Here is a 15,559-nt window from a genome sequence, read left to right as displayed (position 1 = left end):
GGCGATGACGCTCACGCTTCCCTCCTGGCTGTTCTGGGCACTGCTGTCGGCGGCATTCGCGGCACTGACCGCCATCTTTGCCAAGGTCGGCGTCGAAGGCATCAATTCCGATCTCGCCACTTTCCTCCGCACCATTGTTGTCCTTGTCAGTCTCGGCCTGATCCTGTCGGCGACGGGGCAGTTCAGCCACCCCGGCCCAATCCCGACCCGGAGCTGGATTTTTCTCGTACTATCGGGACTGGCCACCGGTGCGTCGTGGCTCTGCTATTTTCGCGCGCTCAAGCTCGGTCCGGCCACACTGGTCGCGCCGATTGACAAGCTGAGCGTCGTACTGGTTGCCTCGTTCGGCGTCGTCTTTCTTGGCGAGCGCCCCTCGCTAAATGGCTGGATTGGAATCGCCCTGATCGCAGCCGGCGCCGTCATTATCGCCGTCAAACGCTGATTATACCGCGACCAACAGCCCAACGCCGATCACAATCAGCACGATGCCGCCGAACTCATGTAACGAAAGCGGCTGCTTGAACGAATAATATGACACCGCCTGCGCGAACAGCACCTCGACCAGCGCCAACGTCCGAACGTTGGCAGCGGCGGTGAGCGCGAACGCCAGGAACCAGAATTGCGAGGCGAACGCGCCCAAAAAACCCGCGAACAGCGATGGCCGCCACAGGCCGAGAATTCTTTTCGGTACGTCGGGCGCGCGCAACAACAGATATGCCGTCAGCACCGCCGTCTGCACGAATAGCCCGAACACCAGCGTGTAGGATGCCGCGGTGACGAACGACACGCCCGGCACGGCGATGATGGCGCCGCGAAAGCCGACCGCGGACAGGGCGAAGCAGGCGGCTGCGACCAGCCCCAACGCCGTCGGCTTGAGATCGGCGAAGCCCTTGGCGCCGCCGGGACGGAGCGCGGTGATAACGACGCCCACGGTGGCGATCAGAATCGCGACCACCTTTAACAAGGTGAGATGATCGCTGAGAAACACAAATCCAAAGATCGCGGTCTGGATCGCTTCGGTCTTGAGGTACGCGATCGTCACCACGAACGAGTTGCCGTCCATCACGAGCAGCATCAAGCCGGTGCCGACGATCTGGGTGAGTGCGCCGAGCAACAGCCACAGCCAGAAGGCGACGACGGGCCATGGGACCGGGTCCCCGGTGAACCCGATCACCATGGCGAAAAAGATCAGCGAGAACGGAAAGCCGAACAGGAAGCGGATGTTGGTCGCGCCCCACGTGCCGAGCGGACTGGTCAGCGACCGCTGCATCGCGTTACGCGCGACCTGTCCGAACGCTGCCGTGACGGTGAAGGGTATCCAGAGCGAGGCGACGGTGAACATGGAGGATGACTTCCAGGTCGTCCCTGCGAACTCAAGGGACCTTTAGCCCCTGCCCCACCTGGAGCAAAGGACCCTGGTGTCCAAGAGGTAAAGTCCTCGCCGTATGGGTCCCTGCGTGCGCAGGGACGACTCGTTGAGGGTTTGTACGCGACTCAAGCTGTTCAATCGAGCAAATCATCCAGATCGCACCATTCCAGATTATCGCGCTCGATCAATTCGATTTTCCAGTCCCGTTTCCAGCGCTTCAATTGCTTTTCGCGCGCAATGGCCTCCGGGCCGGTCGTAGCTTTCAACATAAACGAGGCGGTAGACTTTGTATTTCTGGACGAATTCGGACCCCTTCCCGCTGCGATGCTGCGCCAATCTCGCCAGCAGCGAATTGGTCACGCCGATATAAAGCGTTCCATGGCGACGGCTGGCAAGGATATAGACGTGATACATGCTGAGCCCGGCGCGCCTGTAGCCTATCTTCGTCGTCCCTGCGGACGCAGGAACGACCATGTAGTCAGGCCGCGAACCCCGTCACCCCACCGCTTCCGCCACCACCATGTAGTTGACGTCCATGTCGGATGACAGGCTCCACTTGTCCGCGAACGGGCTGTACACCACGCCGGACTGCTCGGTGATGCCGAGCCCGTTGCGCTCGAGGTGGCGCGCAAGTTCGTCCGGAGTAACGAACTTATCCCACTGATGAGTACCGCGCGGCAGCCAGCGCAGCACATATTCGGCCGCGACAATGCCCAGAGCAAAGCTCTTCCAGTTACGATTGAGGGTGGAGGCCACCATGATGCCGCCCGGCTTCAGCATCGCGGCGCAGCGATCCAGAAACAGCCCGACGTTAGCGACGTGCTCCACCACCTCCATCGCGAGGATGATGTCAAAGCGCTCTCGTACGTCCATGTCTTCCACGGTCGTGCAGCGATAATCGATCGACAGATGGGCTTTCTCGGCGTGGAGCTTCGCCGCCGCGATATTGGACGCGGAGGGATCGACCCCGATCACCTGCGCGCCGAGCCGCGTGAACGGCTCGCATAGAAGGCCCGCGCCGCAGCCGATATCAAGCAGCCGCAGGTCCGCCAGACAGTTCAGGCTGCGGACGCTGCGCTCGAACTTGCGGCAGGCGGCGTCGCGGATGAACTGGAGCCGCAGCGGGTTGATCCTGTGCAGCGGCGCCATCTTGCCGGTGGGATCCCACCACTCCTGCGACAGTTTTGAGAACTTCTCGATCTCGGCGCGATCGACGGTCGTTTCGGATGCGGCTGAAGAATTGGCAGAAGGGTCGGCTTGCATCGTCATTGCCGGGCGGCTCCTTGGGCGACGTGATGGGATTGCGGAACGCCGGCCGCGGCGGCGATGGTTCTGACCCTCTCAGCCCAGTCGTCGACCCCACATAGGGTTTCGTGCAAAACCTGCAAATGGGTCACCTCGGTCCTCATGGTCCGGCGGGCCGTGCAGTGCACATTGTTCGAATACAACATCGTCTCATCCGGTTGCAGAATCGTTGATATGGCAGCCCATCGGCCTGCCTCACGCCGTTCCCTGGAGCGTCCGGCCGCCGCAGGACGACCGAAAGCCGGGTTGCCTGCCCGCATCCGCCCCGTTATGTATACGCGCCTTCTCGCCCGTGCGCCCCCGCTTTTCGCATTTCATCGAGTTGGCTTGTATCCAGAGCCTTCTTGTAGAGAGCCTTAGGAACGCACACCCGTCATGAGCCGGCTTGTGATGAAATTTGGCGGCACCTCCGTCGCCAATCTCGACCGTATCCGCAACGTCGCGCGGCATGTCAAACGCGAGGTCGATGCCGGCCACGACGTCGCGGTGGTGGTGTCGGCGATGTCGGGCAAGACCAACGAGCTGGTGGCATGGTGCAGGGACGCTTCGTCGATGCACGACGCGCGCGAATACGACGCCGTGGTGGCATCCGGCGAGCAGATCACCTCGGGGCTTTTGGCGATCGCGCTACAGGCGCTCGGCATTCAGGCACGCTCATGGCAGGGATGGCAGATCCCGATTCAGACCAGCGACGCCCACGCCTCGGCCCGCATTCTTGAAATCGACGGCAGTGAACTGGTCAACCGCTTCACGGAGCGCAAAGAGGTTGCCGTGATCGCCGGTTTTCAGGGAATTAGCCCGCAGACCGGCCGGATCACCACGCTTGGCCGCGGTGGCTCCGATACCTCGGCGGTGGCGATCGCCGCTGCCATCCGCGCCGACCGCTGCGACATCTACACCGATGTCGACGGCGTCTATACCACCGATCCACGGGTGGTCCCGAAAGCGCGCCGGCTCGACAGGATCGCGTTCGAGGACATGCTGGAACTGGCATCGCAGGGCGCCAAGGTGCTTCAGGTTCGTTCCGTGGAACTCGGCATGACCCAGAACATGCCGATTTTCGTCCGCTCCAGTTTCGACAAGCCGGAGGACATCGATCCCCATGGCACGCCGCCGGGTACGCTGATCTGCGGCGAGGAGGAAATCATGGAAAGCCACGTCGTTACCGGGATAGCCTTCTCCAAGGACGAGGCCCAGATCTCGGTCCGCCAGATCGAGGACAAGCCGGGCGTCGCCGCCTCGATCTTTGTCCCGCTTGCCGATGCCAATATCAACGTCGACATGATCGTCCAGAACGTCTCAGAGGATGGCAAGACCACCGACCTGACGTTCACGGTGCCTGCCTCCGACTATGCCCGCGCCAAGGAGACCATCACCGGCGCCAGGGACAAGATCGGTTATGCGCGCCTCGACAGCGCCACCGACGTCGCGAAGATCTCGGTAATCGGGTCCGGCATGCGTAGCCATGCCGGCGTCGCGGCGCAGGCGTTCAAGGCGCTGTCCGACAAGGGTATCAATATCCGCGCCATCACGACCTCGGAGATCAAGTTCTCGTTGCTGATCGATACCGCCTATACCGAACTCGCGGTACGGACCCTGCATACGCTCTACGGGCTCGATCAGACCTGAAACGCGCGCTTGCAGCCACCTCCATCGTCCTCGGCTGAGCCGGCGCGGCGCGGCCCCAGCGAAGCCCATTGTAGCGCGAACGCCGTTGCCGTTTTTCAGACCTTGTGCTCCTCAACGGCAGGCGTTTTGCTTGGCAAAATGGACGTCGATTGGCTATACGGCGAATGACATGGCCGTTGCGGCTGGGGCAACGACTTCAGACAATCGCGCTACGCTTCTGACGCGGAATGTCGTTTTTTAGGCTAATCCAAAAACTGGCTCGCAGGGGAAGGGACCGGGATATGCGGAGCGCGTCGAGCGGCCCCCGCGTCTTGTTGAGACGGCTCCGCGAGGTCATGGCGGAGCGGGTCAGCGCGCAAGAGCGTCTCGACAAGGTCGTGGTGCTGATCGCCGCCAATATGGTGGCGGAAGTATGCTCGACCTATGTGCTGCGCGTCGATAACACGTTGGAACTCTATGCGACTGAAGGCCTCAATCGCGATGCCGTGCATCGCACCGTTCTGACCGCGCACGAAGGCCTCGTCGGCCTGGTCGCAAGCGAAGCGACGCCACTGAACCTGTCGGACGCACGCAGTCATCCGGCATTCTCGTTCCACCCTGAAACCGGCGAAGAAATCTACAATTCGTTCCTCGGCGTGCCGATCCTGCGCTCGGGCAACACGCTTGGCGTGCTTGTGGTGCAGAATCGCGCCAAGCGCACCTATGTCGAGGAAGAGGTCGAAGCGCTTCAGACTACGGCGATGGTGCTCGCCGAGATGATCGCTTCCGGCGAACTGGCTGCCCTCGCGCAGCCCGGCCTTGAGCCTGCCACCCGCCACACAATCCACCAGGTTGGCGCGATCCTGTCCGATGGCATCGCGCTGGGCCATGTTGTGCTGCACGAACCGCGCGTCGTCATCACCAACTACATTGCCGACGATGTGCCAAAGGAGATCCGGCGGCTGGATACGGCGCTCTCCAAGCTGCGCGCCGATCTCGACCACCTGCTGGAGCGCGGCGACGTTGCTGACGGCGGCGAGCATCGCGAGGTGCTTGAGGCTTACCGGATGTTCGCCAACGACCATGGCTGGTCGCACAGGCTACAGGAGGCGGTTGCAACCGGCTTGACGGCCGAGGCCGCTGTTGAGCGTGTGCAATCGGACACCCGCGCGCGAATGTTGCGCTCGACCGACCCTTATCTGCGTGATCGCCTTCATGACCTCGAGGATCTCGGCCACCGCTTGATGCGACAGCTGGTCGGGCAAGATCACGCGCCTTCCCGCGAGCAGCTTCCCGATAACGCGATCCTGATCGCGCGCGCCATGGGACCGGCGGCCCTGCTGGATTATGACCGCAAGCGGCTGCGCGGACTGGTGCTGGAGGAAGGCACGGCGACCTCACACGTTGCCATCGTCGCGCGCGCGCTGGGCATCCCCGCCGTCGGCGAGGTGCCGAACGCGGTCGGAATCGCCGATCCCGGCGACGCCATCATCGTCGACGGCACCTCTGGTTCGATTTACCTGCGGCCATCGGCGGAAATCGAGTCGGCCTATGCGGAGCGCGTGCGTTTTCGCGCCCGGCGGCAGGCGCAGTACATCGCCCTGCGCGACAAACCCTGCGTCACCAGGGACGGCGAACCGATCGATCTCATGATCAATGCGGGCCTCGTGATCGACCTTCCGCATATCGAGGATACCAATTGTTCTGGCATCGGACTGTTCCGGACCGAACTCCAATTCATGATCGGACAGAGCCTGCCGCGCGCAAGCGAGCAGCTTGCACTGTACCGCACGGTACTGGACGCCGCCGGGGACAAGCCGGTGACGTTCCGCACCCTCGACATTGGCGGCGACAAGGCGCTTCCCTATATGGAAGCCGCAGTTGAGGAAAATCCTGCGCTAGGCTGGCGCGCGATCAGGCTCGGGCTCGATCGTCCCGGCCTGCTGCGCGGCCAAATTCGCGCGCTGCTGCGCGCCGGAGGCGGTCGCGCGTTGCGCATCATGTTCCCGATGATCTCGGAAGTCGCCGAATTCGATCAGGCCAAAGCCATCGTCGAGCGCGAACTTACCTATCTTCGCCAGCATGGCCACACGCTGCCGGAACGGGTGGACGTCGGCACCATGGTCGAAGTCCCCGCGCTGTTGTACCAGCTTGACGAATTGCTTGCGAAAGCCGATTTCGTCTCCGTTGGATCGAACGACCTGTTTCAATTCATGTTTGCAGTCGATCGCGGAAACAGCAAGGTGTCGAACCGCTTCGACACGCTCTCCTCCCCGATCCTGCGTGCGCTGCACGACATCGTGGTCAAGGCCCGGGCCGCGGGGAAAACCGCTTCGCTATGCGGGGAAATGGCATCGCAACCGCTGGGCGCACTGGCTCTGATCGCGCTCGGCTATCGCTCGCTCTCGCTCTCGGCCACTGCACACGGTCCCGTCAAGGCCATGATACTCGATCTCGATACCAAAAAGGCGGAGGCGGCCATCATGCCGCTGCTCGAAGCGCCCTCCGGCAGCATTTCGATCCGCGACAAGCTCAAGAACTTCGCCGACGCCGAGGGGCTGTCGCTGTGACCTTTTTTTCGGTGATCGTCTCCCGAACCGGGACGTCGTTTTCCCTCCCCCCTCGCGGAAGAGCGTGCATGGGCGGCCAATGGCCGCCGTCACAGAACACACCGATGCTTTGGATCGGCCATGGTGAAGCGAGGGCGGGAAAAGCGAATTTGCCTGTCACGTACGAAAGCTTTCTCACCCGGCACGGACGTGGTCCGCGTCATCCTCTCCCGCAAGGGAAGGGGGAAAGAGGCCACTTCTGACAATGCTGCCCGAAGCCAAACTCGACCTCCTGCTGGTTCGCCACGCCGCGCTCGAAAACGAGCTGCTGAGCCAGGTCAGTGCTGACAGATACGTCCAGATGACGCGCGAATTGGCGGAACTCAATCCCATCGTGGATGCCGTCAGGAACTGGCGCGCTGTCACGACCGAGATTGCAGGAATCGACGCGATGATCGCCGATCCCGCCACGGACGCTGAGATGCGTGCGATGGCGGAGGCCGAGCGCCCCGCGCTGGAGGCGCGCAACAACGAACTTATGCAGAGTATCCGAGTAGCACTGCTGCCAAAGGACGCGATGGACGAACGCAACGTCATGCTCGAAGTCCGGGCTGGCACCGGCGGCGACGAGGCCTCATTGTTCGCTGGCGATTTGTTTCGAATGTACGAGCGCTTTGCAGCCCTGCTGGGATGGAAGGTGGAGGTGATCTCCGCAAGCGAGGGCACCATGGGCGGCTACAAGGAGATCGTCGCTCAGGTGCAGGGACGCGGCGCCTACGCCAAGATGAAATTTGAATCCGGCGTGCATCGTGTGCAGCGCGTGCCGGATACCGAAGCGCAGGGACGTGTCCATACCTCAGCGGCCACGGTGGCGGTGCTGCCCGAAGCCGAAGAGGTCGATGTGGAGATCAAGCCCGATGATCTGCGAATCGAAACCATGCGCGCGCAGGGCGCAGGCGGCCAACACGTCAACAAGACGGAATCGGCGATCCGCATCACCCACATCCCGACTGGCATCGTCGTCAACATGCAGGACAGCCGCTCACAGCACAAGAACCGCGCGTCGGCGATGAATATCCTGCGTTCCCGCATCTACGACGCCGAGCGGCAGCGCATCAATGCCGCGCGCTCGGCCGACCGCAAGGATCAGGTTGGATCGGGCGATCGTTCCGAGCGCATCCGCACCTACAATTTTCCGCAAGGCCGCGTCACGGACCACCGCATCAACCTGACACTTTACAAGCTGCCGCAGGTGATCGCCGGCGACGCGCTGCACGAATTGATCGATGCGTTGACCACAGAGCATCAGGCCGCGCAGCTGGCAGCCGAAGGTGGCCGGTGAACATTCCCCTATCGCGACGCGGCGTCTTTCTTTCCGTCTTCCCTGGCGGGAGAGGGAAAAAGCGATCACATGACCGCTTCGTTTGCCACTGAGACGATAGAGTCCGCGCGGCGGATGCTGACGGCACGCTTGGCGGCCGCGGGGATCGACAGTGCCGCGCTCGAAGCCCGCACACTCACCGGCGAAGTGCTGGGCCTCGATCTTACTGGACTGATCGCGCAAGGCTTGCGGAGACTCAACGAGGATGACGCGGCGCGCCTCGATGCTTTTGCACAACGCCGGCTTGCGGGCGAGCCCGTGGCGCGCATTCTTGGAAAGAAAGAGTTCTGGGGCCTGCCGCTGAAGTTGTCGGCGGACACGCTGGTACCTCGGGCCGACACTGAAACCGTGGTCGAGGCCGCGCTTGACGTTCTCCGCGCTGAAGGCCGGATCCAAGCTGCGCTCCGCATCGCGGACCTTGGCACCGGCAGCGGTGCGATCCTGCTCGCATTGCTGACCGAACTGCCGGCTGCCACCGGCGTCGGGACCGACCTGAGCGCCGCGGCACTCGACACGGCCAGAACCAATGCGCAAGGCGTCGGCCTCACGACGCGCGCGCAATTCCTGGTCAGCGATTATGGAGATGGTCTGTCAGGCCCATTCGACCTGATTGTCTCGAACCCGCCCTACATCCCGTCGGCCGACATCGCGATGCTGTCGCCAGAGGTACGCGACCACGATCCGCATCTCGCACTGGACGGCGGCCGCGACGGGCTTGATGCCTATCGCCGGATCGCGCCGCAGGCGGTGTCGCTGCTGGCGACCGACGGCCTCCTGGTGTTGGAGATCGGGCAAGGTCAGGACAGCGCCGTCAGCCGGCTGGCGACCGCGGCGGGGTTGGCGGTCATGGAATCGGCAAGGGTTGATCTCGCGGGTATCGGCCGCGCCATCGTGGCCCGCAAGATTGCCCTTAGAAAGCCCGATTGAGCCATAAAAAACCACTTGGAATATCCCTCGGGAGCGATTACGTTTCATGCACAATCATCGGTCCCGGGTTGGCCCCGCAGCTTTGCTGCTGGTGAGCCTTAGAGTTTTCGGACGAAAACCGGCCCGAGTGAACGGTTCCTAAAGGCAGGTCATATCGAGCGCGATGGCCGAGAGCTGCGCCGCTTGCGACCGCGAAGCGAACGAAAGCCTGAATACTGCGCTTGAACACTCACGCGAGAAAACCTGAGTTTGAAGTCTCTGGCTGAATGATCTGGCCGTGCTGGCGCCATGCGCCTGCCGGCGACCCGGGAACGCGTCTTTGCTATGGAGATGAGTGGCGGCCGATACGCGCTTTGCGTAGGCCGCGTCGAGGGGCGGGAAATCGCACCAAAACGACAGGGCAATACCCAAATACCCAAGCGAAAACTTCAAAGCTGGAACTTCAAGGCTGATAACTGAAGGCGGGACATGAGAAACGGTCAGAATAACAACAAGCGGATGCGTAACCGGAACAATAATAACAATAATAACAATAACAACCGGCGCGGCCAGAACCCGATGACACGGGTTTTCGAATCCAACGGCCCCGACATCAAGATCCGCGGCACCGCCTCTCACGTCGCCGAAAAATACGTCCAACTCGCCCGCGACGCTCGCTCATCCGGCGATCCCGTGGCCGCCGAAAACTACTATCAACATGCGGAGCATTATTTCCGCCTGATCGCCGCAGCGCAGGAACAGTTTCGCCAAAGCCAGCCGCAGCAACAGCCGCGAACCGACGTCGATGTCACGGATGAAGCGGGTGACGACGACAGCGAAAACTACTCGAATTTTGGAGCGGAGCCCGGCTTCGTTCCGGTTCAGCAACCGCGTGACAATCATCAGCGCGAGGCGCAGCCCTACCAGCGCGATCAGCAGCAGCCCCGAGAATATCGTCAGCCCCGGCCGGCGATGGAGCCCGCCGACAATGGCGGCGTCGATCGCCTCCCGTCGTTCATTACGGGATCTCAGCCGCAGGTGAATGGCGGCCGGTTCGAAGGCAACGGCCATCAGGGCGGCGAGCGCAGCGACCGCTTCCCGCCACGCCGTCGCCGACGTCCGCATGGCCCGCGGCCGGACGGCATGGTGCAGCCGCCGGCTCCGAGCGAGGACTTCAATCCCGGAAACGAATAGCGATTCACCTCACCTGTTCTGGGCGGGTGAACCACTCGGATCACGATCGGATATATCACTCCTCGGCGTTACACGAGGACGGCGCGAGCGTTGGCTGCAACACCGGGATCAGCCGGCTGTGCTCCCGTTTCGCGGCAATGGGCCGGTAAACTTGCTTGGTTGCCTCAACGATGTGAACGCCGGCAAACGGCAGCGACAGTGCCGCGCCGATGCGCTCCCACGCCGCGGCCGAGCGCAGGAACCAGTTGCCATTGATCGGCGGGACGAATAGCGCCTCGCCCCAGGCGGACGGCGTGAACCATGTCTGCCGCAGCAGTTGAGTGATCTGCGAGCGCGAATAAGGCTGACCGTGGCCGAACGGCGTTGTATCGGTACGGGTCCAGATACCCCGGCGATTGGGAACGATCACCATCATTCGGCCAGACGGCGAAAGAATTCGCCACACCTCGCGCAGGAGACTTTCCGGATCGTCCGACACTTCCAGCGCATGAACCAGCAAGATCCGGTCTGCGACCGCGTCCTGCAGCGGCAACGAAAATTCATCGACCAGGGTCGCCAGCGCCGGCCGCGCCGTCGGCCATTTCAAGACGCCCTGGGCCGCCGGCATCAAGGCGATACAGCGCTCGCACTCCTCGCGGAACAGACCGAGGTAAGGAGTGGGATAGCCAAGGCCGACCACGCACTGCCCCTCCAAACTCGGCCAGTGTGCATGAATGGCGCGATTGATCAGCCGCCGGGCCACCATGCCGAGACGTTGCGCGTAGAAATCACGAAGGTCGATGACGTCGATCGCCATGTCCACATCTACCATGTTGCCGGCAAGCCGGGCACCCCCGCCCTGCCGATTTGTGCAATCGTAAACTGCCGTTAACGGCTTGTTTCGCCACGCAATTGCCTATGCTATAGCGTTTCCGAGCGAGCATGTCTTCGGGATCGACCTGAGGATGTCTACGGATCCCGCAAGATCAAGATAACGTGTCAAAACAAAAGCTCGAGCGGCTCGATCCCCTCAAAGCCGGAATAGTTCTAGTCTGGTTTTCCCGGAGTTCGCGTCATTTTCCCCGCAAGTCCGACGAGCGAACTCCGCGGCCGGGACACTCGCGTCGACCTCTCGGACTCACGGAGACGACATGACCGCCGATATCCGCCTGTTCACCTGCCTCACCGATAATTTCGGCGCGCTGATTCACGACCCCGCAACTGATGCGACCGCCGCGATCGACGCGCCGGACGCCGAACCGATCATCCAGGCGCTGGATCGCGAAGGCTGGATGCTGACCGATATTCTGGTCACCCATCATCACAGCGATCATGTCGGCGGCATCACGAAACTGAAACAGAAATACAACTGCCGGGTGGTCGCACCGCATGACAGGGGCGCCGGAATTGCCAACGTCGATCTGCGAGTCGGCCAGGGCGACATCGTCAAGGTCGGAACGCTGCTGGGACGCGTGCTGGAAACGCCCGGTCACACGCTGGACCACGTTAGTTACGTGTTCGACGACGAGAAGGTGGTCTTCGCCGCCGATACTCTGTTCTCGATCGGCTGCGGCCGGGTTTTCGAGGGCACCTATCCAATGATGTGGGACTCGCTTTTGAAGCTGCGCGCGCTGCCCGACGATTTCCGGCTCTATTGCGGCCACGAATACACCGCATCAAACGTGAAATTCGCGCTGACCATCGAGCCGAATAATCCGGTTCTCAAGGCCCGCGCCGAGGAGGTCACGCGGCTGCGCGCCGAGGGCAAGCCGACGGTGCCGACCCTGATGGGCGAGGAAAAGAAGGCCAACGTGTTCCTGCGCGCCGACGATCCTGCGGTGGCGGCCGGCGTGCACATGAAAGGAGCCAGCGGAGCCGACGTGTTCACCGAGTTACGCGAACGCAAGAACAAGTCGTGAGCGTATGATGTTCATGCCCGCGCCGGGCCGACACCACCAGCTAAAATAGCGTGCGCTGTCGCATCGCGGCCGACAGCGTCCCTTCATCGAGATAATCGAGTTCACCCCCCACTGGAACGCCGTGGGCGAGCCGCGTGACCTTCACGTTGGCGTCGCCAAGCAGATCGGTGATGTAATGCGCTGTGGTCTGGCCGTCGACGGTCGCGTTCAGCGCCAGGACGATTTCCGCTACACGCGGATCATGCGCCCGCGACACCAGCGCATCGATCGTCAGGTCCTGTGGACCGACGCCATCGAGCGGTGACAGCGTCGCTCCCAGCACGTGATAGAATCCGTTGGTGGCGCCGGCGCGCTCCAGCGCCCAGAGATCCGCCACATCGGCAACCACGACGATGATAGACGGATCGCGCCGGGCATCCGTGCAGACCGTGCAGGGGCTGCGGGTGTCGATGTTACCGCAGGTTTCGCAGACCCGGATCCTGTCGATTGCAACCTGCAGCGCGCCTGCCAGAGGCGTCATCAACGCCTCGCGTTTCTTGATCAGATGCAGCGCCGCCCGCCGCGCCGAGCGCGGGCCAAGCCCCGGCAGCCGCGCAAGCAACTGGATCAAACGATCGATCTCAGGTCCGGTGACGGCGGTCGGCATCTCTTAGGGTTTCCGAATCCGAAATTCGCCAAAGTGCACTGCGCCTCTTCGCGAATTTCGATTCGAAGGACACTAGCGCCTTTTTCGCTTCTGACAGAATCAGAAGCATGGCTACTATGATTGATCTGACGCGTCTTCTTCACGCAAACCTGAGTGGTCCGATTTCAGCATTCGCATCGTGCTACCGATCACGAGAAACCCAGGCCGGGCGGCAGACCAAGGCCGCCGGTCAATGTCTGCATCTTCTCCTGCATTGCGACCTCCGCCTTACGGCGCGCATCGCCAAGCGCGGTCACGACAAGATCTTCGAGAATTTCACGTTCGTCTGGCTTAATTAGAGACGGATCGATCGAGATCCCCTTGACATCCATCTTGGCGGTCATCCGCACAGTGACAAGACCGCCGCCGGACGTGCCCTCGACCTCAATGTGGTCGAGCTCGTCCTGCATCGCCTTCATCTTGGATTGGAATTGAGCCGCCTGCTTCATCATGCCGAGAAAATCAGCCATCAAAAAGTTCCTTTTCTTGCTGGAGCCTTTCCGCTTCCTGGTACCAGAAGCGGAAAGGCCCTAATCGTTGCTGTCGAGATCGTCGGCCGGCTCGTCAGGAGCGGCATCGGAATCCGGCGAGGACAAAGCGAACTTGCGTACCTCGACCACTTTGGCACCGGGAAAACGCGCCAGCACATCCTGCACGCGCGGGTCGGCCTCAGCGGCGCGCTCCCGTTCGTTTTTTTGCAGCAACGCCTGGGAGCGCAATGTCGGCTGGCCCGGCTCGTTGGAAACGATCACCGTCCAGCGCCGGCCTGTCCACTGTTCCAGCTTGCGCGAAAGATCGTTCACCAGCGTGCGCGCCGCACTGCGCTCCAGCGCGATCTCAAGCCGGCCGTCCTCCATCCGGACTAACCGCATGTCGGCCTCGAGCGCCGCCTTGATAATCAAATCGCGTTTTTCGCCGGCGAGCGCCACGAGTTCGGTAAAGCTTTCGATGGCCGTCACCGGACTCGCATCCGCTCTATCGGCCACCAGCGCGATGGCTTGCGGGCGAGCCGGTTCTGCTGCGGCGCGCTGCGACAATGAACGCGCAGCCGACGATCGGGCGGATGACACCGATCCTGAGCTCGATCTGGGCGGCGCGGCGTTGTTCGGGACAACTGGCGATTCGCCGCCATTGCGATCCAGCAGCCGGATCGCCTCATCGGGCGGCGGAAGGTCCGCGACATAGGCGATGCGCACCAGCACCATCTCGGCCGCGGCCGCCGGCCGCGTCGCGCCCTGAACTTCTGCGATCCCTTTCAGCAGCATCTGCCACATCCGCGACAACACGCGCATCGACAGTTTCACGGCAAAATCGCGAGCGCGCAGACGCTCCGTTTCCCCGAATGAGACATTGTCGGCGATCGCCGGAACAATCTTGACGCGGGTTACGAAGTTGACGAACTCGGCCAGATCACTGAGCACCACGACCGGATCGGCGCCGGTATCGTACTGGTCGCGAAACTCGCCGAATGCGCTCGCGATGTCGCCTCGCGCCAGTGCCTCGAACAGATCGATGACCCGCGTACGGTCAGCAAGTCCCAGCATTTGCCGTACAGCATCGGCCCGAACCACGCCAGCCGCATGGGCGATGGCCTGATCGAACAGCGACAGGGAATCGCGCACCGAGCCTTCGGCCGCCCTCGCCACGATGCCGAGCGCCTCCGGCTCCACCTCGACGTTCTCTTTCGCCGCAATATTGGTGAGGTGCGCCATCAGCACCTCGGCTTCGACACGTCGGAGATCAAACCGCTGGCAGCGCGACAGCACCGTCACCGGAACCTTCCGGATCTCGGTGGTCGCGAACACGAATTTCGCGTGCTCCGGCGGCTCCTCCAGCGTCTTCAGGAACGCATTGAAGGCCGCCGTCGAAAGCATGTGAACTTCGTCGATGATATAGACCTTGTAGCGAGCGCTCGACGGCGCATAGCGCACGCTGTCGTTGATCTGCCTGACGTCATCGACGCCGGTATGAGAGGCCGCGTCCATCTCCAGCACATCGATATGCCGGCTTTCCATAATGGCCCGACAATGAACGCCGAGTTGCGGCATCCGAATCGTCGGTCCTTGCACCGAGCCGTCCGCAAGCTCGTAGTTCAGCGCGCGGGCAAGAATACGCGCGGTGGTGGTTTTTCCCACGCCGCGCACGCCGGTCAGGATCCAGGCCTGCGGAATCCGCCCCGTTTCGAACGCATTGGACACCGTGCGCACCAGCGCCTCCTGTCCGATGAGGTCGTCAAAGCTGGAGGGGCGGTACTTGCGCGCCAGCACCCGGTACTGCGCGCTCGTTTCCGATGGTATCACGCCGAGGTCGAGGCCGGTTTGACCGGCGGCGTCATCGGGGAGCGTTGAGGGATGGCCAGCATCGGTCATTGAGCGATCCGCAATTTTCTCTCTCGAAGCCGGCTTGCGGAACAACGAAGCGAACCTTCGGACCGCGCCTATCCGGCGCTGGCAAGATTTCCGAAAAACATGGTTCGCCCAAAAGAGGTAGGAGACTGACGAGCGACCCGATCCGGACCTCGTTAGGGCTGCTTCCTTCCGGATCTGACCCGGTTGGCGAGTGGCTCGTCCACCGCCAATCTCCCAATTCCTATTTGGGGCCAAAAGCCCAGGAAAGCAAGCAGCGAGGACGACCCCGGAACGAGCCGTCTGAACCATTGACCTC

13 protein-coding genes, 1 other RNA gene and 1 pseudogene are annotated in these 15,559 nt (G+C 62.3%); 7 read left to right on the top strand and 8 right to left on the bottom strand.

Annotated features, from left to right (window positions below; translation table 11 throughout):
• The first annotated feature begins 4 nt into the window (after positions 1-4).
• Complete coding sequence (locus tag B2M20_RS02095) at positions 5-442, top strand: EamA family transporter (protein WP_079445451.1); 438 nt, start codon at positions 5-7, stop codon at positions 440-442.
• On the opposite strand, the gene B2M20_RS02090 is transcribed toward B2M20_RS02095, so the two are convergent.
• The 3 genes and pseudogenes from B2M20_RS02090 to ubiG form a co-directional block, all read right to left on the bottom strand.
• Entirely contained in the window at positions 443-1,342 is a 900-nt protein-coding gene (locus tag B2M20_RS02090; protein WP_079445450.1) for a DMT family transporter, read from the bottom strand.
• Positions 1,343-1,503: 161 nt separating this feature from the next.
• Positions 1,504-1,783: pseudogene (locus B2M20_RS02085) on the bottom strand (GIY-YIG nuclease family protein).
• 81 nt (positions 1,784-1,864) lie between these two features.
• Entirely contained in the window at positions 1,865-2,638 is a 774-nt protein-coding gene (gene ubiG / locus B2M20_RS02080; RefSeq protein ID WP_079445449.1) for a bifunctional 2-polyprenyl-6-hydroxyphenol methylase/3-demethylubiquinol 3-O-methyltransferase UbiG, read from the bottom strand.
• 411 nt (positions 2,639-3,049) lie between these two features.
• Between ubiG and B2M20_RS02070 the strand changes: the two genes are divergently transcribed.
• From B2M20_RS02070 to B2M20_RS02045, 5 genes are all read left to right on the top strand, one after another.
• Complete coding sequence (locus B2M20_RS02070; protein ID WP_079445447.1) at positions 3,050-4,303, top strand: aspartate kinase; 1,254 nt, start codon at positions 3,050-3,052, stop codon at positions 4,301-4,303.
• 281 nt (positions 4,304-4,584) lie between these two features.
• Positions 4,585-6,852: a phosphoenolpyruvate--protein phosphotransferase gene (gene ptsP, locus B2M20_RS02065; RefSeq protein ID WP_079445446.1), complete on the top strand. Its 2,268-nt coding sequence runs from the start codon at positions 4,585-4,587 to the stop codon at positions 6,850-6,852.
• A 244-nt stretch (positions 6,853-7,096) separates the two neighbouring features.
• Entirely contained in the window at positions 7,097-8,173 is a 1,077-nt protein-coding gene (gene prfA / locus B2M20_RS02060) for a peptide chain release factor 1 (protein WP_173815890.1), read from the top strand.
• 69 nt (positions 8,174-8,242) lie between these two features.
• Positions 8,243-9,139, top strand: coding sequence for a peptide chain release factor N(5)-glutamine methyltransferase (prmC, locus tag B2M20_RS02055; RefSeq protein WP_079445444.1), 897 nt, complete (start codon positions 8,243-8,245; stop codon positions 9,137-9,139).
• A 468-nt stretch (positions 9,140-9,607) separates the two neighbouring features.
• Complete coding sequence (locus B2M20_RS02045) at positions 9,608-10,312, top strand: DUF4167 domain-containing protein (RefSeq protein WP_079445442.1); 705 nt, start codon at positions 9,608-9,610, stop codon at positions 10,310-10,312.
• Positions 10,313-10,367: 55 nt separating this feature from the next.
• On the opposite strand, the gene B2M20_RS02040 is transcribed toward B2M20_RS02045, so the two are convergent.
• Positions 10,368-11,108, bottom strand: coding sequence for a methyltransferase domain-containing protein (locus B2M20_RS02040; protein ID WP_079445441.1), 741 nt, complete (start codon positions 11,106-11,108; stop codon positions 10,368-10,370).
• A gap of 334 nt (positions 11,109-11,442) precedes the next feature.
• Between B2M20_RS02040 and gloB the strand changes: the two genes are divergently transcribed.
• Positions 11,443-12,210, top strand: a complete 768-nt coding sequence (gloB, locus tag B2M20_RS02035; protein ID WP_079445440.1) for a hydroxyacylglutathione hydrolase — start codon at positions 11,443-11,445, stop codon at positions 12,208-12,210.
• A gap of 40 nt (positions 12,211-12,250) precedes the next feature.
• Here the strand turns inward: gloB and recR are convergent, their stop codons facing one another.
• The 4 genes from recR to ffs form a co-directional block, all read right to left on the bottom strand.
• The gene (gene recR, locus B2M20_RS02030; RefSeq protein WP_079445439.1) at positions 12,251-12,856 is read right to left on the bottom strand and encodes a recombination mediator RecR; all 606 of its coding nucleotides are present in this window, start codon (positions 12,854-12,856) and stop codon (positions 12,251-12,253) included.
• Between the two features lie 188 nt (positions 12,857-13,044).
• Positions 13,045-13,365, bottom strand: a complete 321-nt coding sequence (locus B2M20_RS02025) for a YbaB/EbfC family nucleoid-associated protein (RefSeq protein WP_079445438.1) — start codon at positions 13,363-13,365, stop codon at positions 13,045-13,047.
• A gap of 60 nt (positions 13,366-13,425) precedes the next feature.
• Positions 13,426-15,264: a DNA polymerase III subunit gamma/tau gene (locus B2M20_RS02020; RefSeq protein WP_079445437.1), complete on the bottom strand. Its 1,839-nt coding sequence runs from the start codon at positions 15,262-15,264 to the stop codon at positions 13,426-13,428.
• 117 nt (positions 15,265-15,381) lie between these two features.
• Positions 15,382-15,478: signal recognition particle sRNA small type (ffs, locus tag B2M20_RS02015), an RNA gene on the bottom strand.
• Positions 15,479-15,559: the final 81 nt, after the last annotated feature.

This window comes from Nitrobacter vulgaris, from assembly GCF_002028545.1.
Lineage (GTDB): Bacteria > Pseudomonadota > Alphaproteobacteria > Rhizobiales > Xanthobacteraceae > Nitrobacter > Nitrobacter vulgaris.
This window is presented reverse-complemented; position numbering and strand designations above follow the sequence as displayed.

What these genes read in the sequence shown, in the direction of transcription:
- gloB (WP_079445440.1), top strand. Translation starts at nt 11,443, where the DNA reads ATGACCGCCGATATCCGCCTGTTCACCTGCCTCACCGATAATTTCGGC.
- ptsP (WP_079445446.1), top strand. Translation starts at nt 4,585, where the DNA reads ATGCGGAGCGCGTCGAGCGGCCCCCGCGTCTTGTTGAGACGGCTCCGC.
- B2M20_RS02095 (WP_079445451.1), top strand. Translation starts at nt 5, where the DNA reads ATGACGCTCACGCTTCCCTCCTGGCTGTTCTGGGCACTGCTGTCGGCG.
- B2M20_RS02040 (WP_079445441.1), bottom strand. Translation starts at nt 11,108, where the DNA reads ATGGCGATCGACGTCATCGACCTTCGTGATTTCTACGCGCAACGTCTC.
- B2M20_RS02020 (WP_079445437.1), bottom strand. Translation starts at nt 15,264, where the DNA reads ATGACCGATGCTGGCCATCCCTCAACGCTCCCCGATGACGCCGCCGGT.
- prfA (WP_173815890.1), top strand. Translation starts at nt 7,097, where the DNA reads ATGCTGCCCGAAGCCAAACTCGACCTCCTGCTGGTTCGCCACGCCGCG.
- B2M20_RS02070 (WP_079445447.1), top strand. Translation starts at nt 3,050, where the DNA reads ATGAGCCGGCTTGTGATGAAATTTGGCGGCACCTCCGTCGCCAATCTC.
- B2M20_RS02025 (WP_079445438.1), bottom strand. Translation starts at nt 13,365, where the DNA reads ATGGCTGATTTTCTCGGCATGATGAAGCAGGCGGCTCAATTCCAATCC.
- B2M20_RS02090 (WP_079445450.1), bottom strand. Translation starts at nt 1,342, where the DNA reads ATGTTCACCGTCGCCTCGCTCTGGATACCCTTCACCGTCACGGCAGCG.
- prmC (WP_079445444.1), top strand. Translation starts at nt 8,243, where the DNA reads ATGACCGCTTCGTTTGCCACTGAGACGATAGAGTCCGCGCGGCGGATG.
- recR (WP_079445439.1), bottom strand. Translation starts at nt 12,856, where the DNA reads ATGCCGACCGCCGTCACCGGACCTGAGATCGATCGTTTGATCCAGTTG.
- ubiG (WP_079445449.1), bottom strand. Translation starts at nt 2,638, where the DNA reads ATGACGATGCAAGCCGACCCTTCTGCCAATTCTTCAGCCGCATCCGAA.
- B2M20_RS02045 (WP_079445442.1), top strand. Translation starts at nt 9,608, where the DNA reads ATGAGAAACGGTCAGAATAACAACAAGCGGATGCGTAACCGGAACAAT.